Raw genomic sequence first — 25,751 nt, 5'->3', positions numbered from 1 at the left:
CCTTGCCGCCATCGCAAAAAATGCTGGGCCAAGCGCCCCCTTTGCCCCATCACTTTCAACGAATTTGCCTATTACCCAATGAGTAAAAACGCCTCCGATCTGTCCTCCCACACCCCGATGATGCAGCAGTACTGGCGCCTGAAGAACCAGCACCCTGATCAGTTGATGTTCTATCGCATGGGCGACTTCTACGAGATCTTCTATGAGGATGCGAAGAAGGCCGCCAAGTTGCTGGACATTACCCTGACTGCCCGTGGGCAATCGGCGGGGCAGTCGATTCCGATGTGTGGGATTCCTTACCACTCGCTGGAAGGTTATCTGGTCAAGCTGGTGAAGCTGGGCGAGTCGGTGGTGATCTGTGAGCAGATCGGCGACCCGGCCACCAGTAAAGGGCCGGTGGAACGCCAGGTGGTGCGCATTATCACGCCGGGGACGGTGAGCGACGAGGCGCTGCTGGATGAGCGGCGCGATAACTTGATCGCGGCGGTTCTGGGCGATGAGCGTTTGTTCGGTCTTTCGGTACTGGATATCACCAGTGGCAATTTCAGCGTGCTGGAGATCAAGGGCTGGGAGAACCTGCTGGCGGAGCTGGAGCGTATTAATCCGGTGGAACTGTTGATCCCGGACGACTGGCCGAAGGACTTGCCGGCGGAGAAACGGCGTGGGACCAAGCGGCGCGCACCGTGGGATTTCGAACGCGATTCGGCACTGAAAAGCCTGTGTCAGCAATTTTCCGTGCAGGACCTCAAGGGCTTCGGCTGTGAGACGTTGACCCTGGCCATTGGCGCGGCCGGTTGCTTGCTCAGTTATGCCAAGGAAACCCAGCGCACTGCCTTGCCGCACTTGCGCAGCCTGCGCCATGAGCGTCTGGACGACACCGTGGTACTGGATGGCGCCAGTCGTCGCAACCTGGAACTGGATACCAACCTGGCGGGCGGGCGTGACAACACCCTGCAGTCGGTGGTCGACCGCTGCCAGACCGCCATGGGCAGCCGCCTGCTGACGCGCTGGCTGAACCGTCCGCTGCGCGATTTAAGCGTGCTGCAAGCGCGCCAGTCGTCCATTACCTGCCTGCTGGACAGCTATCGCTTTGAAAAGCTGCAGCCGCAGTTGAAAGAAATCGGGGACATAGAGCGCATCCTGGCGCGAATCGGCCTACGCAATGCGCGCCCGCGTGATTTGGCGCGCCTGCGTGATGCGCTGGGTGCCTTGCCGCAACTGCAGGCGGCGATGACCGAGCTGGAGACTGCGCACCTGCAACAGTTGGCCGTCACCGCCGGTACCTATCCGGACCTCGCGGCGCTGCTGGAAAAAGCCATTATCGACAACCCGCCGGCGATCATTCGTGATGGCGGTGTTCTGAAAACCGGTTACGACAGTGAACTGGACGAGCTGCAATCGCTGAGCGAAAACGCCGGGCAATTCCTGATTGACCTGGAGGCGCGGGAAAAAGCCCGCACCGGGCTGGCCAACCTGAAGGTCGGTTACAACCGTGTGCATGGCTATTTTATCGAGTTGCCGAGCAAGCAAGCCGAATCCGCGCCCATCGACTATCAACGTCGCCAGACCCTCAAAGGCGCCGAGCGTTTTATCACCCCGGAGCTCAAGGCGTTCGAAGACAAGGCACTGTCGGCCAAGAGCCGCGCCCTGGCCCGGGAAAAAATGCTCTATGAAGCCCTGCTCGAAGACTTGATCAGCCGCCTGGCGCCATTGCAAGACACCGCAGCCGCCCTGGCGGAACTGGATGTGTTGAGCAACCTGGCGGAACGCGCGCTGAACCTGGATTTGAACTGCCCGCGGTTCGTCAGCGAGCCGTGCATGCGCATCGTGCAGGGGCGCCACCCGGTGGTAGAGCAGGTGTTGACCACGCCGTTCGTCGCCAACGACCTGTCGCTGGACGACGACACCCGCATGCTGGTGATTACCGGTCCGAACATGGGTGGTAAGTCCACCTACATGCGCCAAACCGCATTGATCGTGCTGCTGGCACACATCGGCAGCTTCGTGCCGGCGGCCAGTTGCGAGCTGTCCCTGGTGGATCGGATTTTCACCCGGATCGGTTCCAGCGACGATCTGGCCGGTGGGCGCTCGACGTTCATGGTGGAAATGAGCGAGACCGCCAACATTCTGCATAACGCCACCGACCGCAGCCTGGTACTGATGGACGAAGTGGGTCGCGGCACCAGTACGTTCGACGGCTTGTCGCTGGCGTGGGCGGCGGCCGAGCGTCTGGCGCATTTACGCGCCTATACGCTGTTTGCCACGCACTACTTCGAATTGACCGTGTTGCCGGAAAGCGAGCCGCTGGTGGCCAACGTGCACCTCAATGCCACCGAACACAACGAGCGCATTGTGTTCCTGCACCATGTGCTGCCGGGCCCGGCGAGCCAGAGTTATGGCTTGGCGGTCGCTCAGTTGGCCGGTGTGCCGACGGACGTGATCACTCGCGCGCGTGAGCACCTCAGCCGCCTGGAAACCACGGCCCTGCCCCATGAAAACGTGGTCGCCAGCCCCGCCAAGGCCAGCAAAAAACCTGCCGCGCCGCACCAGAGCGATCTGTTCGCCAGCCTGCCTCATCCGGTACTGGATGAGTTGGCTAAGCTTGACCTGGATGACGTGACCCCGCGCAAAGCGCTCGAAATGTTATATGCACTGAAGACTCGGATATAACGCAGACGCTTGCAAGCTGGTAGACTCTCGCGCGGTTTGGGATGCTGCGGGCTTTTAGCCTGGCCTGCAGACTATCGCTCCCGAACCTCGCGAGCCCTGCCACAAAGGGTTTCGCTGCCGCCGCCTGAGGAGAAAATTAGAAATGACCTTCGTCGTCACCGACAACTGCATCAAGTGCAAGTACACCGACTGCGTAGAAGTGTGTCCGGTGGACTGCTTCTACGAAGGCCCGAATTTCCTGGTCATCCACCCGGACGAGTGCATCGACTGCGCCCTGTGTGAGCCAGAATGCCCGGCTAACGCCATCTTCTCCGAAGATGAAGTACCTGCGGGTATGGAGAACTTCATTGAGCTGAATGCGGAGCTGGCAGACGTCTGGCCGAACATTACAGAGAAGAAGGACGCTCTGCCCGATGCAGAGGAGTGGGATGGCAAGCCCGGTAAGATTGCTGACCTCGAACGCTGATAGCGTCGTCGCTCGAAAAGGCCCCTTGCGGGCCTTTTTGCGTTTCTATGTGGCCGGTTTCACTTTTCTACAGACGAAAAAAGGGGCGGTATGACCCGCCCACATTTTTTCCCTAGTCCCTGTATTCCTTTTCATCATCCTGATGAATCGCATCCTGCGACATTCCTTCAAACCATCGTTCCTTGATGGTCGTGCCAATCCGTGGACACAGGGCTGATGTTAAAGCGTCCCAGAATTAGTTCAACGGCATCCAACCGGATGGCCGCCTGGCAAAAATGCCCAGACGTCGATAAATAATTGTTTCATTTCAAAGGGTTAGAAAAACCTCTCAACAATTCGAGACGCTAAGACCTTGTAAAAGAACCGAATACTTACGACAAAGTAGGCGAATGCTTACAAAACTTGTTGGGCAAAAGCGTAACAAGCCTAAATGCCTGCGCCGCCCCGACAATGTTCAGTCATCGCTGACCGTAATCGTTGGCATCGCCGGAGCGGTCGCCTCCTGCAGCACTATTCGAGCACCCACATGGCGGGCCAGTTCCTGGTAGACCATGGCGATCTGCCCGTCGGGCTCGGCAGCCACGGTGGGCTTGCCGCCATCGGCCTGTTCACGAATCGCCATCGACAGCGGTAACGAGGCCAGCAGTTCAACGCCGTATTGAGTCGCCAGCTTCTCGCCCCCGCCCTCACCGAACAGATGCTCGGCATGACCGCAGTTGGAGCAGATGTGCACCGCCATGTTTTCCACCACGCCCAGCACTGGAATGTTGACCTTGCGGAACATCTCCACGCCTTTCTTCGCGTCCAGCAAGGCCAGGTCCTGAGGCGTGGTGACGATCACCGAGCCGGCCACCGGGACTTTCTGCGCCAGAGTCAGCTGGATGTCGCCCGTTCCAGGCGGCATATCGATCACCAGGTAGTCCAAATCGCCCCAGGCGGTCTGGGTGACCAACTGCAGCAGCGCACCGGACACCATCGGCCCGCGCCAGACCATCGGCGTGTTGTCGTCGGTCAGGAACGCCATTGACATGACCTCCACGCCCAACGACTCGATCGGCACAAACCACTTCTGGTCCTTGACCTTCGGCCGCGTGCCTTCGGCAATGCCGAACATCACGCCTTGGCTCGGGCCATAGATATCGGCGTCCAGGATGCCCACGCGCGCGCCTTCGCGGGCCAGGGCCAGGGCCAGGTTGGCGGCGGTGGTGGATTTGCCCACACCGCCCTTGCCTGAAGCCACGGCGATCACATTCTTGACGTTAGCCAGACCAGGGATCTGCGCCTGGGCCTTGTGCGGCGCGATCACGCACTGGATATCGACCTTGGCCGAGCGCACACCGTCAAGGCCCTCGATGGCGATTTGCAGCATCTGCGCCCATCCCTTCTTGAACAGGCCGGCGGCATAGCCCAGCTCGAGCTGGACCGAGACCTGATCACCCTGGACCTCGATAGCCCGCACACAACCGGCCGTGACCGGGTCCTGGTTCAAATAGGGGTCGGTGTACTGGCGAAGAACGGCTTCCACCGCTGCGCGATTGACGGCGCTCATGGGCAACTCCCGAAAAAGACTGACTGAAACAGGCGGCTATCCTAACCGTTCCAGGCGGCCAGGGGCATGCTTTTGCAGGTTGCGAAAATTCTGAAACAGCACCACGGGGTGAAATAAATTTCCCGGCGCTTTATAGTGGCCGACCTCCGTTTCATCAAGTAGCCGAGCCCCATGTCCGAGCCACGCAAGATCCTCGTCACCAGCGCCCTGCCCTATGCCAATGGTTCCATCCATCTTGGCCATATGCTTGAGTACATCCAGACCGATATGTGGGTGCGCTTCCAGAAGCATCGCGGCAACCAATGCATTTATGTCTGCGCGGACGACGCCCACGGTTCGGCCATCATGTTGCGCGCCGAAAAGGAAGGCATCACCCCGGAACAACTGATCGCCAATGTGCAGGCTGAACACAGCGCCGACTTTGCCGAGTTCCTGGTGGAGTTCGACAACTTCCATTCGACCCACTCCGACGAAAACCGTGAGCTGTCGAGCCAGATCTACCTGCGATTGAAAGAAGCCGGGCACATCGACCAGCGGTCGGTCACCCAATATTTCGACCCGGAAAAGAAAATGTTCCTGGCCGACCGCTTCATCAAGGGCACCTGCCCGAAATGCGGCACCGAAGACCAGTACGGCGACAACTGCGAAAAATGCGGCGCGACCTACGCACCGACTGACTTGAAGGATCCGAAGTCGGCCATCTCCGGCGCCACCCCGGTGCTCAAGGATTCCCAGCACTTCTTCTTCAAGCTTCCGGATTTCCAGCAGATGCTGCAAACCTGGACGCGCAGCGGCACTCTGCAGGACGCCGTGGCCAACAAGCTCTCCGAATGGCTCGACAGCGGCTTGCAGCAATGGGACATCTCCCGCGATGCGCCCTACTTCGGTTTCGAGATTCCAGGCGAGCCGGGCAAGTACTTCTATGTGTGGCTAGACGCGCCGATCGGCTACATGGCCAGCTTCAAGAACCTGTGCGACCGCACGCCGGAGCTGGACTTCGATGCGTTCTGGGGCAAGGACTCCACCGCCGAGCTGTACCACTTCATCGGCAAGGACATCGTCAACTTCCACGCGCTGTTCTGGCCGGCGATGCTTGAAGGTTCGGGCTACCGCAAGCCGACCGGCATTGCCGTGCACGGTTACCTCACCGTAAACGGGCAGAAGATGTCCAAGTCCCGCGGCACCTTTATCAAGGCGCGCACCTACCTGGACCACCTGTCGCCGGAATATCTGCGTTACTACTATGCGTCCAAGCTGGGCCGTGGCGTGGATGACCTCGACCTGAACCTGGAAGACTTCGTACAGAAGGTCAACTCGGACCTTGTCGGCAAGGTCGTCAATATCGCCAGCCGTTGTGCCGGGTTTATCCACAAGGGCAATGCGGGCGTGCTGGTCGCTGAAAACGCCGCCCCGGAACTGACCGATGCCTTCCTGGCGGCCGCACCGAGCATCGCTGACGCCTATGAAGCCCGTGACTTTGCTCGCGCGATGCGCGAAATCATGGGCCTGGCTGACCGTGCCAATGCCTGGATTGCCGACAAGGCGCCATGGTCGCTGAACAAACAGGAAGGCAAGGAAGCTGAGGTTCAGGCGATCTGCGCCACTGGCGTCAACCTGTTCCGTCAGTTGGTGATCTTCCTCAAGCCGGTGCTGCCGCTGCTGGCCGCCGACGCGGAGGCCTTCCTCAACGTCGCGCCACTGACCTGGAACGACCACGCCACGCTGCTCGGCAACCATCAGCTGAACGCGTTCAAGCCACTGATGACCCGCATCGACCCGGTGAAAGTCCAGGCCATGACCGACGCTTCGAAAGAAGACCTGGTCGCCAGCCAGACCGATACCGGTGCGACTACACCTGCCGCTGACAGCGAGTTGGCCAAGGACCCGATCTCTGCGCAAATCGAGTTCGACGCCTTTGCTGCGGTGGACCTGCGGGTTGCACTGATCGTCAAGGCCGAGGCAGTGGAAGGTGCCGACAAGCTGCTGCGCCTGACGCTCGATCTGGGCGGCGAGCAGCGCAACGTGTTCTCTGGCATCAAGAGCGCTTACCCGGACCCGTCCAAGCTCGATGGTCGCCTGACCATGATGATCGCCAACCTCAAGCCACGGAAAATGAAATTCGGCATTTCCGAAGGCATGGTGATGGCGGCGGGCCCAGGCGGCGAAGAAATCTACCTGCTGAGCCCTGACAGCGGCGCCAAGCCGGGTCAACGCATCAAGTAAACCCTGCAAGATGCCCCGGCGTTTCGGCGCCGGGGCTTTTCAGCCTGCCTGCATCGGTGGGCCGGGCGTCAACGCTATGATCAAAGCATGAACCTCATTCAACGTATCGACGCGCTGCTACCGCAGACTCAATGCGGCAAGTGCGGGCACCCGGGTTGCAAGCCTTACGCCGAAGGCATCGCCAACGGCGAGGCAATCAACAAGTGCCCACCCGGTGGCCAGGAAACCATCGCCGGGCTTGCGCAATTGCTGCGCGTGCCCGTGCTGGCCCTGGATAGCAGCCGCGGCGATGCGCCGGCCCAGATCGCCTATATCCGTGAGGCCGAATGCATCGGCTGCACCAAATGCATCCAGGCTTGCCCGGTGGATGCCATCATTGGCGCCGCCAAGTTGATGCACACGGTGATTATCGACGAGTGCACCGGTTGCGACCTGTGTGTCGCGCCCTGCCCTGTCGACTGTATCGAAATGCGCCCACTCGCCGATGTGCTGCCTATCGTGGGTGATCTGGCGAGCAGCGACACTGAGCGGCGCGAACGTGGCCTGAAGCGCGACCGTGCACGCCGGCGTTTCGAACAGCGCAACGCGCGCCTGCAACGTGAGGAGGCCGTCAAACTCGCCGAACGCCTGGCACGGGCCAAGCGCATTGCCCCCGTGGCAGCGGCACACACCGATGCCCTTCAGGCCGCGCAGGATGCCGCGATCAAGCAAGCCAAAATCCGCGTTGCCATGAGCCGCGCTCAACTGCACAAGTCCCTGAAAGCGTTTGGGCATCCGCCGACTTTTGAGCAACAGTCGCAATTGATTATCCTGCAAAAGCAGTTCGAAGCCTCGGAGCAGGCGCTCGCCGCATTGGAAGGCAACAGCCCGCCGACGCCGCCGACCACCCAAGGCCCTGAGCTCAAGCGCGCCAAGATTCAACTGGCGATGCGCCGGGCCGAATTGAAAAAAGCCCAGGACCAACAGGCTGACGAACAGCAATTGGCACGCCTGAGCGCCGCGTTGAACGCCGCCGAGCAAACGTTGCATGATCTCGCAGCTAAGTAACGGAGCCCCCTCCCAGGGATTACAGCTGATGCTGCGCTGTGTGTTGCGACAATCAAGTCGACCGTCTGCAAGGAAACATCCACTGCTATGAATGCCGCCAAACGCCTGGAAATCTTTCGCAGGTTCCATGAAGACAATCCCGAACCCAAGACCGAACTGGCCTACTCCTCGCCGTTCGAGCTGCTGATTGCGGTGATTCTGTCGGCCCAGTCCACCGACGTGGGCGTGAACAAGGCCACGGCCAAGCTGTTTCCGGTAGCCAATACGCCGGAGGCGATTTATGCCTTGGGCGTTGAGGGGTTGTCGGAGTACATCAAGACCATCGGCCTATACAACAGCAAAGCCAAGAACGTGATCGAGACGTGCCGACTGCTCATGGAACTGCATGCCAGTGAAGTGCCGCAAACCCGAGAAGCCCTGGAGGCGTTGCCCGGCGTTGGGCGCAAGACCGCCAACGTGGTGCTCAATACCGCGTTCCGGCAGCTCACCATGGCCGTGGACACCCATATTTTTCGCGTCAGCAACCGAACCGGCATCGCGCGCGGCAAGAATGTGGTGGAGGTCGAAAAACAGCTGATGAAATTTGTGCCCAAGCCCTATCTGCTCGACTCTCACCATTGGCTGATCCTTCACGGGCGCTATGTCTGCCAGGCGCGCAAGCCCCGGTGTGGCAGTTGCAGGATCGAAGATTTATGTGAATACAAGGACAAGACATCTGACGATTGAGGGTTAGGGGCTTTTCTCTGTCAGTCGATTGAAAAAATCTTTTTTACCCGTCCGTGGAATATCGTTATAAGGGGCGCCAACGGCAGTCTTAGCCTGGAGTGAACCTTATGAGCACTGGCAAAGAACAACTTGAAGTCGATGACGACCTGGTGGAGTTGGAAGACGATGAGGCACCAGCGCCCGTCGTAGAGGTGGCCAAGACCAATCTGAGCAAACGCAGAACTATCGACAACCTGCTGGAAGAGCGACGCTTGCAAAGACAGTTGGCCGATTACGACTTCGATCTCTGACCATCTGGCAGACGGCCGGAAGCCTCCCTGACGGAGGCTTTTTTGTGCCGGTTGTTACACAAGCATCAGCACGGTGGAGCGCTCCCCCTTACACCAAGCCATTGCGTTGGGCCAGCTCTATCAAGTCGACCAGAGAGCGGGCGTTGAGCTTCAAGAGCAGGCGCGTCTTATAGGTGCTGACCGTTTTGTTGCTGAGAAACATGCCATCGGCGATTTCCTTGTTGGTCTTGCCACGGGCAAGCTGTTGCAGCACCATCATTTCCCGCCCAGACAACCGTTCCACCATATCGGCCTCACTGGCGTTGCCTATGGTGGAGCGCACCGAGTTGAGTGCCTGGTTAGGAAAGTAGCTGTAGCCGGAAAGCACTGCCTTGATGGCGCTCAGCAACTCGGTCAGGTCCTGCTGCTTGCACACGTAGCCCGCTGCCCCAGCCTGCATGCAACGCATGGAAAAATGACCAGGCGCCTGGGACGTCAGCACCAGCACCTTGAACGATACGGCTTGCTTGGTTGACGCCAACCGACAAATAACTTCAAGGCCGTCGAGTTTGGGAATTCCAATATCCAGGATGACAATGTCCGGCATATGTTCCCGCGCAAGTTGCAACGCATCGACACCGTTATCAGTCTCGGCGACGACCTCATAACCATGACGTTCCATTAGCATGCGCACAGCAAGCCGAATGACGGGATGATCATCCACGATCAGCACTTTATTCATGAGAAAGTCCAATTTCGCTGTTCGAATTATTTAGAGAAAGCACAATAGCCTAGTCGTCTGCTAGTTGGCATAGTCTTCCCACCCGAGCAACAGCAGGCAGAGACCCAACCCACAACAAGATAGGAATTGACCTACAAAAATTCGCCAGCTTGGATGCCTTCAACTTTATGGAGCCTTTCAGACCTTTCCCCAGGCGTACATATTTTGAGTGAATTATCCTCAGCCTCAGGCACGCAGGGTAAACATGGCGCACGAGGCTTTCAGGAAATGCCCCTTGTGTGCCCCTGAAACTTACACGCCGGCTTGTAAATACCGCATCAGTTTTAGTTCCATTCAACATAGTTATCCATACTCCATTTTCCTACAGAAAATTCCACAAATTACATATCCATTTCTCCCACGTGAGTGAATTTTCTGTAAGACATAGTTCCTATGCAGATGTAAAAAACCTTGCCGTGGACGAATAAAATTCTGAAACCGAAAAAACACCTTAGAAGATTTAGCAAGAACGCCTTAAACACGACCTAAACGGAAATAAACGTGCGCGCTGCTTTAATGCACCCATGTGTATATTCAGAGCAAAAAAAAAGCCCCTTGATCAAGGGGCTTTTTTCACGACAGGCACAACACTCAGAACAACTTGCGTCCTTTGTTGGCCGCGATGCGCATGCGCAAGGCGTTCAACTTGATGAAGCCCGCTGCATCCGCCTGGTTGTAAGCGCCGCCATCTTCCTCGAAGGTCGCAATGTTGGCGTCGAACAGCGACTCATCGGACTTGCGACCGGTGACGATCACATTGCCCTTGTACAGTTTCAGGCGCACGACGCCGTTCACGTGGGCCTGGGAGGCGTCGATCATCTGCTGCAGCATCAGACGCTCAGGACTCCACCAGTAACCGGTGTAGATCAGGCTGGCGTACTTGGGCATCAACTCATCTTTGAGGTGGGCCACTTCACGGTCCAGGGTGATGGACTCGATGGCGCGGTGGGCACGCAACATGATGGTGCCGCCCGGTGTTTCGTAGCAGCCGCGGGACTTCATGCCCACATAGCGGTTCTCGACGATGTCGAGACGGCCGATGCCGTGTTCGCCACCGATACGGTTCAGGGTCGCCAATACGGTGGCGGGTGTCATCTCGACACCGTCCAGCGCGACGATGTCGCCGTTGCGGTAGGTCAGTTCCAGGTACTGCGGCTTGTCTGGAGCGTTCTCCGGGGAGACGGTCCATTTCCACATGTCTTCTTCGTGCTCGGTCCAGGTGTCTTCCAGCACGCCGCCTTCATAGGAGATGTGCAGCAAGTTGGCATCCATCGAGTACGGGGATTTCTTCTTGCCGTGACGCTCGATCGGGATCGCGTGCTTTTCAGCGTAATCCATCAGCTTTTCACGGGACAGAAGGTCCCATTCACGCCAAGGGGCGATCACTTTTACGCCGGGCTTGAGGGCGTAGGCACCCAGTTCGAAACGCACCTGGTCGTTGCCCTTGCCGGTGGCGCCATGGGAAATGGCATCAGCGCCGGTTTCGTTGGCGATTTCGATCAGGCGCTTGGCGATCAGCGGACGTGCGATGGAGGTACCGAGCAGGTACTCACCTTCGTAGACGGTATTGGCGCGAAACATCGGATAAACGAAATCGCGGACGAACTCTTCGCGCAGGTCGTCAATGTAGATCTCTTTCACGCCCATGGCTTGCGCCTTGGCACGTGCAGGTTCGACCTCTTCGCCCTGACCCAGGTCAGCGGTGAAGGTCACCACTTCACAGTTATAAGTATCCTGCAGCCACTTGAGGATCACCGAAGTGTCCAGGCCGCCGGAATACGCGAGAACGACCTTGTTTACGTCGGCCATGCCATCACTCCACGGGGTTGTACGGAAAGGCGACGATTCTACCGATCAAAACCGTGAAATTACAGGGGCGCGACAGCAAATGAAGATAAAGCGACAGATTATGTCGAACGAGCGACCGATGGTCGCACGTTATGAGGTTGCTGCAGGGTTGCTGGAAGCTGTCGCCTGGGGCGCCGGTTTCTCCGGAGCCGCCACCCTTTCCAGCTGGACATTGACCCGACGGTTGCGCGCTCGGTTGGCGGCATTGGTGTTGGGCGCCAGAGGGTAGCTTTCGCCGTGGAACCGCAGGGTGACCTGCGATTCCTGAATGCCATTGGCCTTGAAGTAGTCCATCACCGCCAGGGCGCGGCGTCGCGAGACATCACGGTTGGTCAGGCGGTTGCCGCTGTTGTCCGAGTGGCCGTTCAACTCGATGTGGTTCACGGTGGGGTCAGCTTTCATGAACGCGACAATCACCGACAACTTCTTCTTGGCCGCCGCATCCAGTTCGATGCCCCCGCCCGGGAAGCCGACTTCGGTCTGCTTGATCTGATCGTAGTTCATCGGCAGCAGCTTGGCCGTACACAGCTGATAGTCGTTGTAGGCCTTGTTGAACTTCACCGGCAGCAGGCGAATTTCCGAGTAGCCACCTTCGCGACCGTAATGCCGTACGGTCGGGCTGCGGCCTTCGAGCAAGCCAGTGAACAGCCGACCGGCCTGGGCCTGGGAGCTGTTGAACAACACATCGCCACTGCCCACGCGTACCGCACCGAGGTTGATATCACCACGGCCCGGTTGCCAGGGCGCCGCGGCGGCCAATAACGTGGCGGAGCCGGCACCGAGCGAGCCGTTATAGGCTTTCAGACGAAATGTCGCCTGCTCGCCCGCCCGGCGCACGAACTCACCCGAGCCGAAATCGGTGATCGGCTGGGTCAGGCGGCACTCGAACTGGTCGCCCTCCACCTTCCACTCAATATTCTCCAGACGTGTCTGGAACGTGAGGGCCATCGCAGGCAGGCTGGCGAACACACTGAGCAGGGCTAGATAATGCTGGCGCACGGGAGGCTCCACTGGTTACTACAACACTTCAAAGCGTCATACATCGTTAAGGCATACCCAGTGCTATCGGTTGCATCCTGCAAAACTTGATAGCGAGTGCCTGCTCGAGTCTTTTCCGGTAGCATTCCCACCAGATTGACCCGCCTGGAATCCCCAATGTCCGACCGCCTGACCCTGCTGCGTCCCGACGACTGGCATATTCATCTTCGCGATGGTGCTGCGTTGCCCCAAACCGTGGCCGATGTTGCGCGAACGTTTGGCCGCGCCATCATCATGCCTAACCTGGTACCACCGGTGCGTAACGCAGCCGAAGCCGATGCCTATCGCCAGCGAATCCTCGCTGCGCGCCCGGCCGGCAGTCGCTTCGAACCGTTGATGGTGCTCTACCTTACCGACCGCACCCAGCCCGAAGAAATCCGCGAGGCCAAGGCCAGCGGTTATGTCCACGCCGCCAAGCTGTACCCGGCGGGCGCGACCACCAACTCCGATTCCGGTGTGACCAGTATCGACAAGATCCTGCCGGCCATCGAAGCGATGGCCGAGGTCGGCATGCCGTTGTTGATCCACGGTGAAGTCACCCGTGGCGATGTCGACGTGTTCGACCGGGAGAAGGTCTTCATCGACGAGCACATGCGCCGGGTGGTCGAGCTGTTTCCGACCCTCAAGGTGGTGTTCGAACACATCACCACCGCAGATGCCGTGCAGTTCGTCACCGAGGCTTCGGCCAACGTCGGCGCGACCATCACCGCACACCACCTGTTGTACAACCGCAACCACATGCTGGTGGGCGGGATTCGGCCGCACTTTTACTGCTTGCCGATCCTCAAGCGCAACACCCATCAGGTGGCATTGCTGGACGCCGCCACCAGCGGCAACCCGAAGTTCTTCCTCGGTACCGACTCGGCGCCCCACGCGCAGCATGCCAAGGAAGCCGCCTGCGGTTGCGCGGGCTGCTACACCGCGTTTGCCGCCATCGAGCTGTACGCCGAAGCGTTCGAACAACGCAACGCCCTGGACAAACTCGAAGGCTTCGCCAGCCTCAATGGCCCGCGCTTCTATGGCCTGCCGGCGAATACCGACCGCATCACCCTGGTCCGTGAAGACTGGACCGCCCCTGCCAGCCTGCCCTTTGGCGAGTTGACCGTTATCCCGCTGCGCGCCGGTGAAACACTGCGCTGGCGCCTGCTGGAGGAAAGAAAGTGAGTGAAGACCATTACGATGACGAACAGGAACATGGCGGTGGCGGCGGTTCGCGCCATCCGATGGCCGAGCGTTTCCGCGGCTACCTGCCTGTGGTTATCGACGTAGAAACCGGCGGCTTCAACTGCGCCACCGATGCCTTGCTGGAAATTGCCGCGACGACTATCGGCATGGACGAGCAGGGCTTCGTGTACCCGGAACACACCCACTTCTTCCGCGTCGAGCCGTTTGAAGGCGCCAACATCGAAGCGGCGGCCCTGGAGTTCACCGGGATCAAGCTCGATCACCCATTGCGCATGGCGGTGAGTGAAGAAGCGGCGCTCACCGACATTTTCCGCGGCGTACGCAAGGCGCTGAAGGCCAATGGTTGCAAACGCGCGATCCTGGTAGGGCACAACAGCAGCTTCGACCTGGGTTTCCTGAACGCCGCCGTGGCGCGCCTGGACATGAAACGCAACCCGTTCCATCCCTTCTCCAGCTTCGACACCGCCACCCTCGCCGGCCTCGCCTACGGTCAGACCGTACTGGCAAAAGCCTGCCAGGCCGCCGGTATCGACTTCGACGGTCGCGAGGCTCACTCGGCCCGCTACGACACCGAGAAGACCGCCGAGCTGTTCTGCGGCATCGTCAACCGCTGGAAGCAGATGGGCGGCTGGGAAGACTTCAACGACTGAAGCGAATCCCGTGCATAAAAAAACCGGCCTTCTCAGGCCGGTTTTTTTTACCTTGAATCTGGCTTACAGCTTGCCAGCGTTCTCGGTCAGGTAAGCCGCAACACCTTCGGTGGAAGCGGTCATGCCTTTGTCGCCTTTTTTCCAGTTGGCAGGGCAGACTTCGCCGTGCTCTTCGTGGAATTGCAGAGCGTCGACCAGACGAATCAGCTCTTCCATGTTACGGCCCAACGGCAGGTCGTTGATGATCTGCGAGCGTACAACGCCCTTGTCGTCGATCAGGAACGCGCCACGGAAAGCCACGCCGCCTTCGGACTCAACGTCATAGGCCTTGGCGATATCGTGCTTCATATCGGCAGCCATGGTGTATTTGACTTTGCCGATGCCGCCATCGTTGATGGCGGTGTTGCGCCAGGCGTTGTGGGTGAAGTGGGAGTCGATGGAAACGGCGACCACTTCAACATTGCGCGCCTCGAAATCGTCCATGCGGTGATCCAGAGCGATCAGCTCGGATGGGCAGACGAAGGTGAAGTCCAGCGGGTAGAAGAACACCAGGCCGTATTTGCCTTTGATGGCTTCAGACAGTTTGAAGCTGTCTACGATTTCGCCATTGCCGAGGACGGCGGGTACGTCGAAATCCGGGGCTTGTTTGCCGACGAGTACGCTCATTGGATATCTCCTGATGTAAGGGTGACGATTGAAGTAACAGGACCAGCATCGAGTCTGCCTTGGTTCAGCGACAGACCTGTGACGCAGTCACGCTTCGTAAAGATCGACCATCATACACCGAAAAAACCGTTCGTCAGCGCACAGGCAATGTGCGCCGGATTGAGGATGAAACTACTTTGACAATCATTCTCGTTAACATTAAGATCCATCGCACTCAAGCCCTAAACCCGCGACGGTCTCCCTTATGTATGTGTGCCTCTGTACTGGCGTCACCGACGGACAAATCCGCGAAGCAATCTATGAAGGTTGCTGCAGCTACAAGGAAGTGCGCGAAACCACCGGCGTTGCCAGCCAGTGCGGTAAATGCGCCTGCCTCGCCAAGCAAGTGGTACGGGAAACCCTCACGCAGTTGCAGACAGCCCAGTCAGGGCTGCCCTATTCGGCAGAATTTACACACGCTTAATTAAGCGTGTTTTGAAGAACCGGACCCAGCGTCCGGTTTTTTTATGCCCGCAATTCAATTAGTTAGCGCCAAGACGCGGAACACAAACATTCTTATTCCGATTAATTTTCATTTATTATTCAATAACTTAGGTTTGACACCAAGATTATCGCCGCTCAAACTCCGCCCATACACAGCTATTACAGGGCAGGACCCCAGTCATGAAAGGCGACATCTCAGTCATCCAGCAACTCAACAAAATCCTTGCCAATGAACTGGTCGCGATCAATCAGTACTTTCTGCATGCGCGCATGTATGACGATTGGGGCCTGGAAAAGCTGGGCAAACGCGAATACAAGGAATCGATCAAGGCCATGAAGGACGCCGATGCGCTGATCAAACGCATCCTGTTCCTGGAAGGCCTGCCGAACGTGCAGGACCTGGGCAAGCTCAATATCGGCGAGCACACCCAGGAAATGATCGGCAGCGACCTGGGCTTTGAACGCAAGAGCCACAGCGACCTCAAGGCCGCCATCGCCCACTGCGAAACCACTGGCGACTACGGCAGCCGCGAACTGCTGGAAGATATCCTGGAAGACCAGGAAGAACACATCGACTGGTTGGAAACCCAACTGGGCCTGATCGACAAGGTCAGCCTGGAGAACTACCTGCAATCGCAGATGGGCGAATAAGCCCCGCGGCTCTTGTTTTTACTGTAGGAGCGAGCTTGCTCGAAGAACTCAGCGCCACCGCGTTTATCCAGAATGAACGAGTTGCCTGGGCGTTTTTCGCGAGCAAGCTCGCTCCTACAGAGAAGCCAAAAAAAAGCCCCGCTCTCCTGTGAGAAGCGGGGCTTTTTATTGTGGCGCCTTTTACAGAAGCATCACGCTTCGGTCTTGGCTGCCGCTTTTGCCGCTGCGTCTTTGACCAGCGCCTGCAACGAACCATCAGCTGCCATTTCAGTGATGATGTCGCTGCCGCCAACCAGTTCACCGGCTACCCACAATTGCGGGAAAGTCGGCCAGTTGGCGTATTTAGGCAGGTTGGCGCGGATTTCCGGGTTTTGCAGGATATCCACGTAAGCGAACTTCTCGCCACACGCCATGATGGCCTGGGACGCTTTCGCGGAGAAACCGCACTGAGGAGCGTTCGGAGCGCCTTTCATGTAAAGCAGAATGGTGTTGTTGGCAATCTGCTCTTTGATCGTTTCGATGATATCCATGGAACACCTCTGCAGGAACTTTGCGACTCACAGGTCGGCACGGTGGCGCATTGTAACGCAAAAAACCCACAGGATGCTCAGGCGCGCCGACAGCCAACCTCAAGCCGCTGCAACTTTCACCGGTACGCCATTGAGCGCTGCATTACCCGAGAGCTCGTCCAATTGCCGCTCATCGGTCAAATCATTCGCACTTGCCCCCGGCTGGCTACTGGCAATGCTCATCTGCACGCCCGGGCGCCCATGGCCCCAGCCGTGAGGCAGGCTGACCACGCCAGGCATCATGTCCAGGCTGGCCACTACCTCGACTTCGACCATGCCGATGCGCGAACTGACACGCACCCGCTGGCCGTCGCTCAGTTGGCGATCGGCCAGGTCATCGGGGTGCATCAGCAATTGATGGCGTGGCTTGCCCTTCACCAACCGGTGATAGTTATGCATCCAGGAATTGTTGCTGCGCACGTGGCGACGACCAATCAGCAGCAGTTCGTTCGCCACGGGCAGCGGTTGCGCGGCAAACCGCGCGAGGTCCGCCATGATCACCGACGGCGCCGCCTGCACCTTGCCGTCGACGGTTTTCAGCCGGGCGGCCAGGTTTGGCGTGAGCGGCCCCAGGTCCACGCCATGGGGATGATCGGCCAGCATCGCCACCGACAGCTTGTGCGGGGATGCGTCACCGTAAGTCCCGGCGCGCAATCCGAAGTCGATCATCTGCGCAGGTGGCATCGTTGGTTTGAGCGCCACACCGGTGTGCGCCGCAAATGCCTTGGCCAAGCCGACGAAAATTTCCCAATCGTGCAGCGCACCTTCAGGCTTGGGCAGGATCGCGCGATTGAACCGCGTGACGTTGCGTACCGCGAACATGTTGAAGGTGGTGTCGTAGTGATCATTCTCCAGCGCCGAAGTGGACGGCAGGATCAAGTCGGCATAGCGCGTGGTCTCGTTGATGTAAAGGTCAACGCTGACCATGAACTCCAGCCCATCCAGCGCCTGCTCCAGCTGACGACCGTTGGGCGTCGACAATACCGGGTTGCCGGCCACCGTCACCAAAGCGCGAATTTGCCCTTCGCCTTCGGTGAGCATCTCTTCGGCCAAGGCAGACACCGGCAGCTCTCCCCCGTACTCGGGGCGTCCGGATACGCGGCTCTGCCAGCGATTGAAATGTCCGCCGCCGGTCGAGGCCACCAGGTCCACCGCGGGCGTGGTGCACAAGGCGCCGCCCACGCGGTCCAGGTTGCCGGTCACCAGGTTGATCAACTGCACCAGCCAATGGCACAACGTGCCGAACGCCTGCGTGGACACGCCCATACGCCCGTAGCACACCGCTTTATCCGCTGCGGCGAAATCCCGGGCCAATTGGCGGATCTGCTCGGCAGGTACTGCGCACTGAGGGCTCATGGCCTCGGCGGTAAACCCGGCAATCGCCTGGCGCACGTCGTCCAAACCTTCAACCGGCAAATGGCTCGCGCGGGTCAGGCCCTCTGCAAACAGCGTGTTAAGCAGCCCGAACAACAGGGCCGCATCGCCACCGGGGCGCACGAACAGATGCTGATCGGCAATCGCCGCCGTCTCGCTGCGTCGAGGGTCCACTACCACCACCTTGCCGCCTCGGGCCTGGATCGCCTTGAGGCGCTTCTCCACATCGGGCACGGTCATGATGCTGCCGTTGGAGGCCAGAGGGTTGCCGCCCAGAATCAGCATGAAGTCGGTGTGGTCGATGTCCGGAATCGGCAGCAACAGGCCATGGCCGTACATCAAGTGACTGGAGAGGTGATGGGGCAATTGGTCTACCGACGTCGCCGAGTAGCGATTACGTGTTTTGAGCAAGCCAAGAAAGTAGTTGCTGTGGGTCATCAGCCCGTAGTTGTGCACGCTGGGGTTGCCCTGATACACCGCCACGGCATTCTGCCCGTGCCGGGCCTGGATGCCCGCAAGACGTTCGGCTACCAGCGCAAAGGCGTCTTCCCACGGGATCGGTTGCCATTCGCTGCCCACCCGCAGCATCGGCTGGTGCAGGCGGTCCGGATCATTCTGGATGTCCTGCAACGCCACCGCTTTGGGGCAGATATGCCCTCGACTGAAAGTATCCAGCGGGTCGCCCTTGATCGACGTAATCGCCAGGCTGCCGGTTTCGTCCTGGGTGGTTTCCAGGGTAAGGCCGCAAATGGCTTCGCACAGGTGGCAGGCACGGTGATGGAGAGTCTTGGTCATGGCCAGTCTCTTTTATAAGGGGCTTTGTCCAACTATGGGCCGGGGCCGCGCAGTGCGCCAGCAACGTTCGCGCTGTGAATCGCCGGACATAGGCCAAGACACGGCTAACCGTGAGCAAATGTTTCGAAAACGCCCTGCACACGCCTCAAACCGCTACAGGCAGGCCGACAGGCGCCCCTGCGCATTGCAAAAGGTCTCGGCGCCAGTGTACAAATGGGCCGCTGCTGTCTGGAAACCGTCTTCAAACGCGCTTCGGCGCCCTGCTTGAACACCCTTAAAAACCGTAGCCTATTGGTAAGACGCGACATTTAATGTCAATATCGCGCCTTCCCCTATTTCGTCGCCCCGTGCGGCTTTCGCCGCAGGTCTCGCCCGTTGTCACAATAAACAAGGCTTTGAGTATCTGCGGTCTGTTGCAAAAGGTAGTTAATGATGAGCGCAAGGCACTTTCTCTCCCTGATGGATTGCACGCCCGAAGAGCTGGTCAGCGTGATCCGTCGAGGCATTGAGCTTAAAGACCTGCGTAAACGCGGCGTACTGTTTGAGCCTTTGAAAAACCGTGTACTGGGGATGATCTTCGAGAAGTCCTCGACCCGCACCCGCTTGTCCTTCGAAGCCGGCATGATTCAACTGGGCGGCCAGGCGATCTTCCTGTCGCCGCGCGATACCCAATTGGGCCGTGGCGAGCCGATCAGCGATTGCGCCATCGTGATGTCGCGCATGCTCGATGCGGTGATGATCCGTACCTTTGCCCACAGCACCTTGACCGAATTTGCCGCCAACTCGCGCGTGCCCGTGATCAACGGCCTGTCCGATGACCTGCACCCGTGCCAGTTGCTGGCCGACATGCAAACCTTCCTCGAACACCGCGGCTCGATCCAGGGCAAGACCGTGGCCTGGATCGGCGACGGCAATAATATGTGCAACAGCTATATAGAAGCTGCCATCCAGTTCGACTTCCACCTGCGTATCGCCTGCCCGGAGGGTTACGAGCCAAGCGCCGAGTTCATGGCCAAGGCCGATGGTCGCGTGCAACTGCTGCGCGATCCGAAAGATGCGGTGGTCGGCGCACACCTGGTCAGCACCGACGTCTGGACCTCCATGGGTCAGGAAGACGAAACCGCCAAGCGCCTGGCCCGGTTCGCGCCGTTCCAGGTGACCCGCGCCCTGCTCGACCTTGCCGCGCCGGACGTGCTGTTCATGCACTGCCTGCCCGCACACCGTGGCGAAGAAATCAGCCTGGACCTGCTCGACGACCCACGTTCGGTCGCCTGGGACCAGGCTGAAAACCGTCTGCATGCGCAAAAGGCCCTGCTCGAATTTCTCGTCCCACCGTCGTACCACCACGCATGAGCCAGCCATTACTGCTGAACCTGCGCAATCTGGCATGCGGCTATCAAGATCAACGGGTGGTGCAGAACCTCAATCTGCACCTCAACGCCGGCGACATCGGTTGCCTGCTGGGCTCGTCGGGCTGCGGCAAGACCACCACCTTGCGCGCGATTGCCGGGTTCGAGCCGGTGCACGAAGGCGAAATCAGCCTGGCGGGCGAAGTGATCTCCAGTGCCGGTTTCACACTGGCCCCGGAGAAACGTCGTATCGGCATGGTGTTTCAGGACTACGCGCTGTTTCCTCATCTGAGCGTGGCCGACAACATCGCCTTCGGCATTCGCAAGCACCCGCACAAAGACCGTGTAGTCGCCGAACTGCTGGAACTGGTCAACCTGAAAGACTTGGGTAAACGCTTCCCCCACGAGCTTTCCGGTGGTCAGCAGCAACGCGTCGCCCTTGCCCGCGCCTTGGCGCCGGAACCGCAACTGCTGCTGCTGGACGAACCCTTTTCCAACCTCGATGGCGAACTACGCCGCAAGCTCAGCCATGAAGTGCGCGACATTCTCAAGGCACGCGGCACCAGCGCGATCCTGGTCACCCATGATCAGGAAGAAGCCTTCGCCGTCAGCGACCACGTGGGGGTTTTCAAGGAGGGTCGTCTGGAGCAATGGGACACGCCCTATAACCTCTATCACGAACCGCAGACGCCGTACGTGGCCAGCTTTATCGGCCAGGGTTACTTCATTCGTGGCCAATTGAATTCGCCCGAATCGGTCAGCACCGAACTGGGCGAGCTGCGTGGCAACCGCGCCTACACCTGGCCGACGGGCGGTGCGGTGGACGTGTTGCTGCGCCCGGATGACATCGTTTACGCGCCGGACAGTGCGCTCAAAGCACGGATTGTCGGCAAGACCTTCCTCGGCGCGTCCACGCTATACCGCCTGCAACTACCGACGGGCGCACAGCTGGAGTCGATTTTCCCCAGCCATGTCGATCAGCAGATGGGCGCGGATGTGGGCATTCGGGTGGCCGCCGAGCATTTGGTGTTGTTCCAGGCATAAGTAGCCCTGCTGACGAAACCGGGAAAAAATGTGGGAGGGGGCAAGCCCCTCCCACATTGGATCACCATTGACCATAGGGCTGAAAATCAGGCCCGGCCAATCGGTGCGAAAGTGGCTTGGGTGTGTTCAGCCAACACGCTGGCCGCCAACTCAACTTCCAACCCCCTGCGCCCAGCACTCACGAAAATCGTCGCAAACGGCTGCGCCGTCACATCGATGAAGGTGCGCAAGCGCTTCTTCTGCCCCAACGGGCTGATACCGCCCAGCAGGTAACCCGTGGACCGCTGCGCCGCCGCCGGGTCGGCCATTTCGACTTTCTTGACGCCTGCCGCATGCGCCAGGGCTTTGAGGTCCAGACTTCCGACGACCGGCACCACCGCCACCAGCAGTTCGCCCTTCTCACTGCTGGCGAGCAACGTCTTGAATACCTGCGCCGGGTCCAGGCTCAATTTCTCCGCGGCCTCCAGGCCATACGAAGCCGCCTTGGGATCGTGTTCATAACTGTGGACACGATGTTCGGCGCGAACTTTTTTCAACAGGTCCAAGGCAGGGGTCATGCGGGGCTCCAAGCGGGCAACTGACGGCCAATTCTAGGCCAAGCGCACTGAAAACGCTCTAGTACAGAGGTTCATGCGCGCTGATCCGCTGCGTCAGGCGTGATCATTCACCATACCAATAGTTCGGAAATGACCAATGGTTCACTTTCGACCTTTGACAGCGGTCATTCTTGTCTATATTTTTTCGTTTCCGAATACTGTAGGAATAGCCCTCAGTATTCGAGCAGTAAGCCGTGGCACAGGATGGGGATCCTCGTCACGGTGAAAATCGCGCAACCGCCCGTTGAGGCAGTGCGCCAGACAAGAACAACAACTGAGGTTTTCCATGACAACTGCTCTTCAACAGCCTTCACTTTCGAGCCAATGCATGGCCGAATTCCTCGGCACTGCGCTGCTGATCTTCTTCGGTACCGGCTGCGTCGCTGCGCTCAAGGTCGCGGGTGCGAGCTTTGGCTTGTGGGAAATCAGCATTATCTGGGGGGTCGGCGTGAGCATGGCGATCTACCTGAGTGCAGGTATTTCCGGGGCTCACCTCAATCCGGCGGTCAGTATCGCCCTGTGTATTTTCGCCGATTTCGAAAAGCGCAAACTGCCCTTTTATATCCTTGCCCAAATCGCCGGCGCCTTCTGTTCCGCCGCGCTGGTGTACACGCTCTACAGCAATCTTTTTTTCGATTACGAACAAACCCACCACATGGTACGTGGCTCCCAGGCCAGCCTGGAGCTGGCTTCGGTGTTCTCCACCTATCCTCATGCCTTGCTAAGCACCGCCCAGGCATTCCTGGTGGAAATGGTCATCACCGCGATCCTGATGGGCGTGATCATGGCCCTGACCGACGATAACAATGGCCTGCCACGCGGCCCGTTGGCCCCACTGCTGATTGGCCTGCTGATCGCCGTCATCGGCAGCGCCATGGGCCCATTGACCGGCTTTGCGATGAATCCGGCGCGGGATTTCGGCCCCAAGCTGATGACCTTTTTCGCGGGTTGGGGTGAAATGGCCTTTACTGGCGGTCGCGATATTCCTTACTTCCTGGTACCGATTTTCGCGCCGATTGTCGGCGCATGCCTTGGCGCTGCAGCGTACCGCGGGCTGATTGCCCGTCACCTGCCCAGCGCCGCACCTGCTATAGCTGAAACACCTGACACGGCTGTCAACGGCAAAACCCGTATTTCCTGAAAGCGCCAGCCAGGGTCCCTGCCCTTCGTGACCCCGGCTGATTTCTGACTTCCTTATTTCGTCCAAGGCAATTGACATGACCGACCTTCAGAATAAGAACTACATCATTGCCCTTGATCAGGGCACCACCAGTTCCCGCGCGATCATCTTCGACCGTGACGCCAACGTGGTGTGCACCGCCCAGCGTGAATTCGTCCAGCATTACCCGCAGCCCGGCTGGGTCGAGCATGACCCGATGGAAATCTTCGCCACCCAGAGCGCGGTGATGGTCGAGGCACTGGCTCAGGCCGGCCTGCACCATGACCAGGTCGCCGCCATCGGCATCACCAACCAGCGCGAAACCACCGTGGTGTGGGACAAGCTCACCGGCCGCCCGATCTACAACGCCATTGTCTGGCAGTGCCGCCGCAGCACCGAGATCTGCCAGCAGCTCAAGCGCGACGGCCACGAGCAATACATCAGCGACAGCACAGGCCTGGTTACCGACCCGTACTTCTCCGGCACCAAACTCAAGTGGATCCTCGACAACGTCGAAGGCAGCCGCGAACGTGCGCGCAACGGCGAGCTGCTGTTCGGCACCGTCGACAGCTGGCTGATCTGGAAATTTACCGGTGGCAAGACCCACGTCACCGATTACACCAACGCTTCGCGCACCATGCTCTTCAACATCCATACCCTGGAGTGGGATGCGAAGATGCTCGAGATTCTGGACATTCCGCGGGAAATGCTGCCGCAAGTGAAGTCGTCGTCCGAAATCTACGGTCGCACCAAAAGCGGCATCGCCATTGGCGGCATTGCCGGTGACCAGCAAGCCGCGCTGTTCGGCCAGATGTGCGTCGAAGCAGGCCAGGCCAAGAACACCTACGGCACCGGCTGCTTCCTGCTGATGAACACCGGCGACAAAGCGGTGAAATCCAAGCATGGCATGCTCACTACCATCGCCTGCGGTCCACGTGGCGAAGTGGCCTACGCGCTGGAAGGCGCTGTCTTCAACGGCGGTTCTACCGTGCAGTGGTTGCGTGACGAGCTGAAAATCATCAACGACGCCCACGACACCGAATACTTCGCCGGCAAGGTCAAGGACAGCAATGGCGTATACCTGGTGCCGGCCTTCACCGGTCTGGGCGCGCCCTACTGGGACCCGTATGCCCGAGGCGCACTGTTCGGCCTGACCCGTGGCGTACGCGTGGATCACATCATTCGCGCAGCCCTTGAGTCGATCGCCTACCAGACCCGTGACGTACTCGACGCCATGCAACAGGACTCGGGCGAACGCCTCAAGGCCCTGCGCGTGGACGGCGGCGCCGTGGCCAACAACTTCCTGATGCAGTTCCAGGCCGACATCCTCGGCACCCAGGTCGAGCGCCCGCAAATGCGTGAAACCACAGCGCTCGGCGCCGCCTACCTGGCGGGCCTGGCCTGCGGCTTCTGGAGCAGCCTGGACGAATTGCGCGGCAAAGCCGTGATCGAGCGCGAATTCGAACCACAGCTGGATGAGGCAGCCAAAGAGAAGCTCTACGCAGGCTGGCAAAAAGCAGTCAGCCGCACCCGCGACTGGGAACCGCACGAAGGCGCCGAATAAGCCAAGCGCCGGTTCTATATCGGGTTGTAACTGGCAGGGAGCGGATTCCTGCGTCATCATGGGCCACTTTTGTATGGCAGCCCAAAGGACGCCCCATGAATCTGCCTCCCCGCCAACAACAAATCCTCGAACTGGTCCGCGAACGCGGTTACGTCAGTATCGAGGAAATGGCGCAGCTATTCGTTGTCACCCCGCAAACCATCCGCCGCGATATCAACCAGCTGGCGGACGCCAATCTGCTGCGCCGCTACCACGGCGGCGCGGCCTATGACTCCAGCGTCGAGAACACCGCCTACGCCATGCGTGCCGATCAGATGCGCGACGAAAAGCAGCGCATCGCCGAAGCCATCGCGGCGCAGATTCCCGATCACGCCTCGTTGTTCATCAATATCGGCACCACCACCGAATCCATCGCCCGTGCGCTGCTCAACCACAACCACCTGAAAATCATCACCAACAACCTCAACGTCGCCACCATGCTCAGCGCGAAGGATGACTTCGATGTGTTGCTGACCGGCGGCAATGTGCGCCGTGACGGCGGCGTGGTTGGCCAGGCCAGTGTCGATTTCATCAACCAGTTCAAGGTCGACTTTGCGCTGGTGGGGATCAGCGGCATCGATGAGGATGGCAGCCTGTTGGACTTCGATTATCAGGAAGTTCGCGTGTCCCAGGCGATCATCGCCAATGCACGCCAAGTGATTCTGGCGGCGGACTCCAGCAAGTTCGGGCGCAACGCCATGATTCGCCTGGGGCCGATCAGTCTGGTGGACTGCCTGGTGACCGACCAGCAACCGGTGCCGGCGCTGGTGCAGTTGTTGAATCAGCACAAGGTTCGGCTGGAAGTGGTATAGCGCCTGTACTGACGTCATCGGGGGCGAGCCCCCTCCCACATTGAATGCGGTCACACATCAAAGTGTGGGAGGGGGCTTGCCCCCGATGGCGATCCATCCAACACCCCTTTCTTGGGCCCTCCCCTCCGGCTCATGTTCACAAATTTTCCTTTTTTCACCCTTCGATGAGTTTTTTCAATCGAAGTCGACTGGCTGTGC

Annotated in this window: 23 protein-coding genes; 15 read left to right on the top strand and 8 right to left on the bottom strand. The window is 59.2% G+C overall.

The window, feature by feature from the left end; genetic code table 11:
* Nucleotides 1-78 precede the first annotated feature (78 nt).
* On the top strand, nt 79-2,670 hold the full coding sequence (mutS, locus tag SC318_RS06030) for a DNA mismatch repair protein MutS (protein WP_320430040.1): 2,592 nt from the start codon (nt 79-81) through the stop codon (nt 2,668-2,670).
* A gap of 142 nt (nt 2,671-2,812) precedes the next feature.
* A complete protein-coding gene (gene fdxA / locus SC318_RS06025; RefSeq protein ID WP_306491837.1) occupies nt 2,813-3,136 on the top strand; it encodes a ferredoxin FdxA in 324 nt (107 codons plus the stop codon).
* A gap of 454 nt (nt 3,137-3,590) precedes the next feature.
* Here fdxA and apbC read toward each other — a convergent pair whose 3' ends face one another.
* Nucleotides 3,591-4,685 (bottom strand): iron-sulfur cluster carrier protein ApbC, encoded by a 1,095-nt coding sequence (gene apbC / locus SC318_RS06020; protein WP_320430039.1) that lies wholly within the window; start codon nt 4,683-4,685, stop codon nt 3,591-3,593.
* 171 nt (nt 4,686-4,856) lie between these two features.
* Here apbC and metG point away from each other — a divergent pair, with 171 nt between their 5' ends.
* From metG to SC318_RS06000, 4 genes are all read left to right on the top strand, one after another.
* On the top strand, nt 4,857-6,908 hold the full coding sequence (gene metG, locus SC318_RS06015) for a methionine--tRNA ligase (RefSeq protein WP_320430038.1): 2,052 nt from the start codon (nt 4,857-4,859) through the stop codon (nt 6,906-6,908).
* A gap of 87 nt (nt 6,909-6,995) precedes the next feature.
* Nucleotides 6,996-7,955 (top strand): electron transport complex subunit RsxB, encoded by a 960-nt coding sequence (gene rsxB / locus SC318_RS06010; RefSeq protein ID WP_320430037.1) that lies wholly within the window; start codon nt 6,996-6,998, stop codon nt 7,953-7,955.
* Between the two features lie 87 nt (nt 7,956-8,042).
* On the top strand, nt 8,043-8,681 hold the full coding sequence (nth, locus tag SC318_RS06005) for an endonuclease III (RefSeq protein ID WP_101219435.1): 639 nt from the start codon (nt 8,043-8,045) through the stop codon (nt 8,679-8,681).
* Between the two features lie 107 nt (nt 8,682-8,788).
* Nucleotides 8,789-8,971: a PA3496 family putative envelope integrity protein gene (locus SC318_RS06000; RefSeq protein WP_320430036.1), complete on the top strand. Its 183-nt coding sequence runs from the start codon at nt 8,789-8,791 to the stop codon at nt 8,969-8,971.
* 88 nt (nt 8,972-9,059) lie between these two features.
* Here SC318_RS06000 and SC318_RS05995 read toward each other — a convergent pair whose 3' ends face one another.
* The 3 genes from SC318_RS05995 to SC318_RS05985 form a co-directional block, all read right to left on the bottom strand.
* Nucleotides 9,060-9,692, bottom strand: a complete 633-nt coding sequence (locus tag SC318_RS05995) for a response regulator (protein ID WP_320430035.1) — start codon at nt 9,690-9,692, stop codon at nt 9,060-9,062.
* 630 nt (nt 9,693-10,322) lie between these two features.
* Nucleotides 10,323-11,540: an argininosuccinate synthase gene (locus SC318_RS05990; protein ID WP_065886002.1), complete on the bottom strand. Its 1,218-nt coding sequence runs from the start codon at nt 11,538-11,540 to the stop codon at nt 10,323-10,325.
* Nucleotides 11,541-11,669: 129 nt separating this feature from the next.
* Nucleotides 11,670-12,578, bottom strand: a complete 909-nt coding sequence (locus tag SC318_RS05985) for a flagellar protein MotY (RefSeq protein ID WP_320430034.1) — start codon at nt 12,576-12,578, stop codon at nt 11,670-11,672.
* Nucleotides 12,579-12,734: 156 nt separating this feature from the next.
* On the opposite strand from SC318_RS05985, the gene pyrC reads away from it, so the two are divergent.
* Nucleotides 12,735-13,781: a dihydroorotase gene (pyrC, locus tag SC318_RS05980; protein WP_320430033.1), complete on the top strand. Its 1,047-nt coding sequence runs from the start codon at nt 12,735-12,737 to the stop codon at nt 13,779-13,781.
* Complete coding sequence (gene rnt / locus SC318_RS05975) at nt 13,778-14,452, top strand: ribonuclease T (protein WP_124385363.1); 675 nt, start codon at nt 13,778-13,780, stop codon at nt 14,450-14,452. The genes pyrC and rnt overlap by 4 nt, the downstream gene beginning before the upstream one ends.
* 63 nt (nt 14,453-14,515) lie before the next feature.
* Here the strand turns inward: rnt and SC318_RS05970 are convergent, their stop codons facing one another.
* Nucleotides 14,516-15,118: a peroxiredoxin gene (locus SC318_RS05970; RefSeq protein ID WP_320430032.1), complete on the bottom strand. Its 603-nt coding sequence runs from the start codon at nt 15,116-15,118 to the stop codon at nt 14,516-14,518.
* 244 nt (nt 15,119-15,362) lie between these two features.
* On the opposite strand from SC318_RS05970, the gene SC318_RS05965 reads away from it, so the two are divergent.
* Together SC318_RS05965 and bfr are read left to right on the top strand one after the other, a co-directional pair.
* Nucleotides 15,363-15,581, top strand: coding sequence for a bacterioferritin-associated ferredoxin (locus SC318_RS05965; protein ID WP_306491829.1), 219 nt, complete (start codon nt 15,363-15,365; stop codon nt 15,579-15,581).
* A gap of 200 nt (nt 15,582-15,781) precedes the next feature.
* On the top strand, nt 15,782-16,252 hold the full coding sequence (gene bfr, locus SC318_RS05960) for a bacterioferritin (RefSeq protein ID WP_124385361.1): 471 nt from the start codon (nt 15,782-15,784) through the stop codon (nt 16,250-16,252).
* A gap of 191 nt (nt 16,253-16,443) precedes the next feature.
* Here the strand turns inward: bfr and grxD are convergent, their stop codons facing one another.
* Nucleotides 16,444-16,782, bottom strand: coding sequence for a Grx4 family monothiol glutaredoxin (grxD, locus tag SC318_RS05955; protein WP_124385360.1), 339 nt, complete (start codon nt 16,780-16,782; stop codon nt 16,444-16,446).
* Nucleotides 16,783-16,881: 99 nt separating this feature from the next.
* Nucleotides 16,882-18,990 (bottom strand): molybdopterin oxidoreductase family protein, encoded by a 2,109-nt coding sequence (locus SC318_RS05950; protein ID WP_320430031.1) that lies wholly within the window; start codon nt 18,988-18,990, stop codon nt 16,882-16,884.
* 432 nt (nt 18,991-19,422) lie between these two features.
* Between SC318_RS05950 and argF the strand changes: the two genes are divergently transcribed.
* Together argF and SC318_RS05940 are read left to right on the top strand one after the other, a co-directional pair.
* Entirely contained in the window at nt 19,423-20,343 is a 921-nt protein-coding gene (gene argF / locus SC318_RS05945; RefSeq protein WP_320430030.1) for an ornithine carbamoyltransferase, read from the top strand.
* Complete coding sequence (locus SC318_RS05940) at nt 20,340-21,383, top strand: ABC transporter ATP-binding protein (RefSeq protein ID WP_320430029.1); 1,044 nt, start codon at nt 20,340-20,342, stop codon at nt 21,381-21,383. Before argF ends, SC318_RS05940 begins: the two co-directional genes overlap by 4 nt.
* 86 nt (nt 21,384-21,469) lie before the next feature.
* On the opposite strand, the gene ybaK is transcribed toward SC318_RS05940, so the two are convergent.
* Nucleotides 21,470-21,940, bottom strand: a complete 471-nt coding sequence (ybaK, locus tag SC318_RS05935; protein WP_320430028.1) for a Cys-tRNA(Pro) deacylase — start codon at nt 21,938-21,940, stop codon at nt 21,470-21,472.
* Nucleotides 21,941-22,265: 325 nt separating this feature from the next.
* Here ybaK and SC318_RS05930 point away from each other — a divergent pair, with 325 nt between their 5' ends.
* The 3 genes from SC318_RS05930 to SC318_RS05920 all read left to right on the top strand — a co-directional run bounded on the left by SC318_RS05930 (nt 22,266) and on the right by SC318_RS05920 (nt 25,553).
* A complete protein-coding gene (locus SC318_RS05930) occupies nt 22,266-23,120 on the top strand; it encodes an MIP/aquaporin family protein (RefSeq protein ID WP_065891903.1) in 855 nt (284 codons plus the stop codon).
* A gap of 76 nt (nt 23,121-23,196) precedes the next feature.
* Complete coding sequence (gene glpK / locus SC318_RS05925; protein WP_320430027.1) at nt 23,197-24,702, top strand: glycerol kinase GlpK; 1,506 nt, start codon at nt 23,197-23,199, stop codon at nt 24,700-24,702.
* Nucleotides 24,703-24,797: 95 nt separating this feature from the next.
* On the top strand, nt 24,798-25,553 hold the full coding sequence (locus SC318_RS05920) for a DeoR/GlpR family transcriptional regulator (protein WP_320430026.1): 756 nt from the start codon (nt 24,798-24,800) through the stop codon (nt 25,551-25,553).
* Nucleotides 25,554-25,751: the final 198 nt, after the last annotated feature.

It is taken from the genome of Pseudomonas sp. MUP55 (assembly GCF_034043515.1).
In the GTDB taxonomy this organism is placed as follows: domain Bacteria; phylum Pseudomonadota; class Gammaproteobacteria; order Pseudomonadales; family Pseudomonadaceae; genus Aquipseudomonas.
This window is presented reverse-complemented; position numbering and strand designations above follow the sequence as displayed.

What these genes read in the sequence shown, in the direction of transcription:
- SC318_RS06000 (WP_320430036.1), top strand. Translation starts at nt 8,789, where the DNA reads ATGAGCACTGGCAAAGAACAACTTGAAGTCGATGACGACCTGGTGGAG.
- nth (WP_101219435.1), top strand. Translation starts at nt 8,043, where the DNA reads ATGAATGCCGCCAAACGCCTGGAAATCTTTCGCAGGTTCCATGAAGAC.
- SC318_RS05930 (WP_065891903.1), top strand. Translation starts at nt 22,266, where the DNA reads ATGACAACTGCTCTTCAACAGCCTTCACTTTCGAGCCAATGCATGGCC.
- fdxA (WP_306491837.1), top strand. Translation starts at nt 2,813, where the DNA reads ATGACCTTCGTCGTCACCGACAACTGCATCAAGTGCAAGTACACCGAC.
- SC318_RS05940 (WP_320430029.1), top strand. Translation starts at nt 20,340, where the DNA reads ATGAGCCAGCCATTACTGCTGAACCTGCGCAATCTGGCATGCGGCTAT.
- grxD (WP_124385360.1), bottom strand. Translation starts at nt 16,782, where the DNA reads ATGGATATCATCGAAACGATCAAAGAGCAGATTGCCAACAACACCATT.
- SC318_RS05950 (WP_320430031.1), bottom strand. Translation starts at nt 18,990, where the DNA reads ATGACCAAGACTCTCCATCACCGTGCCTGCCACCTGTGCGAAGCCATT.
- SC318_RS05970 (WP_320430032.1), bottom strand. Translation starts at nt 15,118, where the DNA reads ATGAGCGTACTCGTCGGCAAACAAGCCCCGGATTTCGACGTACCCGCC.
- SC318_RS05965 (WP_306491829.1), top strand. Translation starts at nt 15,363, where the DNA reads ATGTATGTGTGCCTCTGTACTGGCGTCACCGACGGACAAATCCGCGAA.
- SC318_RS05995 (WP_320430035.1), bottom strand. Translation starts at nt 9,692, where the DNA reads ATGAATAAAGTGCTGATCGTGGATGATCATCCCGTCATTCGGCTTGCT.
- ybaK (WP_320430028.1), bottom strand. Translation starts at nt 21,940, where the DNA reads ATGACCCCTGCCTTGGACCTGTTGAAAAAAGTTCGCGCCGAACATCGT.
- rsxB (WP_320430037.1), top strand. Translation starts at nt 6,996, where the DNA reads ATGAACCTCATTCAACGTATCGACGCGCTGCTACCGCAGACTCAATGC.
- mutS (WP_320430040.1), top strand. Translation starts at nt 79, where the DNA reads ATGAGTAAAAACGCCTCCGATCTGTCCTCCCACACCCCGATGATGCAG.
- SC318_RS05920 (WP_320430026.1), top strand. Translation starts at nt 24,798, where the DNA reads ATGAATCTGCCTCCCCGCCAACAACAAATCCTCGAACTGGTCCGCGAA.
- glpK (WP_320430027.1), top strand. Translation starts at nt 23,197, where the DNA reads ATGACCGACCTTCAGAATAAGAACTACATCATTGCCCTTGATCAGGGC.
- pyrC (WP_320430033.1), top strand. Translation starts at nt 12,735, where the DNA reads ATGTCCGACCGCCTGACCCTGCTGCGTCCCGACGACTGGCATATTCAT.
- bfr (WP_124385361.1), top strand. Translation starts at nt 15,782, where the DNA reads ATGAAAGGCGACATCTCAGTCATCCAGCAACTCAACAAAATCCTTGCC.
- metG (WP_320430038.1), top strand. Translation starts at nt 4,857, where the DNA reads ATGTCCGAGCCACGCAAGATCCTCGTCACCAGCGCCCTGCCCTATGCC.
- argF (WP_320430030.1), top strand. Translation starts at nt 19,423, where the DNA reads ATGAGCGCAAGGCACTTTCTCTCCCTGATGGATTGCACGCCCGAAGAG.
- SC318_RS05990 (WP_065886002.1), bottom strand. Translation starts at nt 11,540, where the DNA reads ATGGCCGACGTAAACAAGGTCGTTCTCGCGTATTCCGGCGGCCTGGAC.
- apbC (WP_320430039.1), bottom strand. Translation starts at nt 4,685, where the DNA reads ATGAGCGCCGTCAATCGCGCAGCGGTGGAAGCCGTTCTTCGCCAGTAC.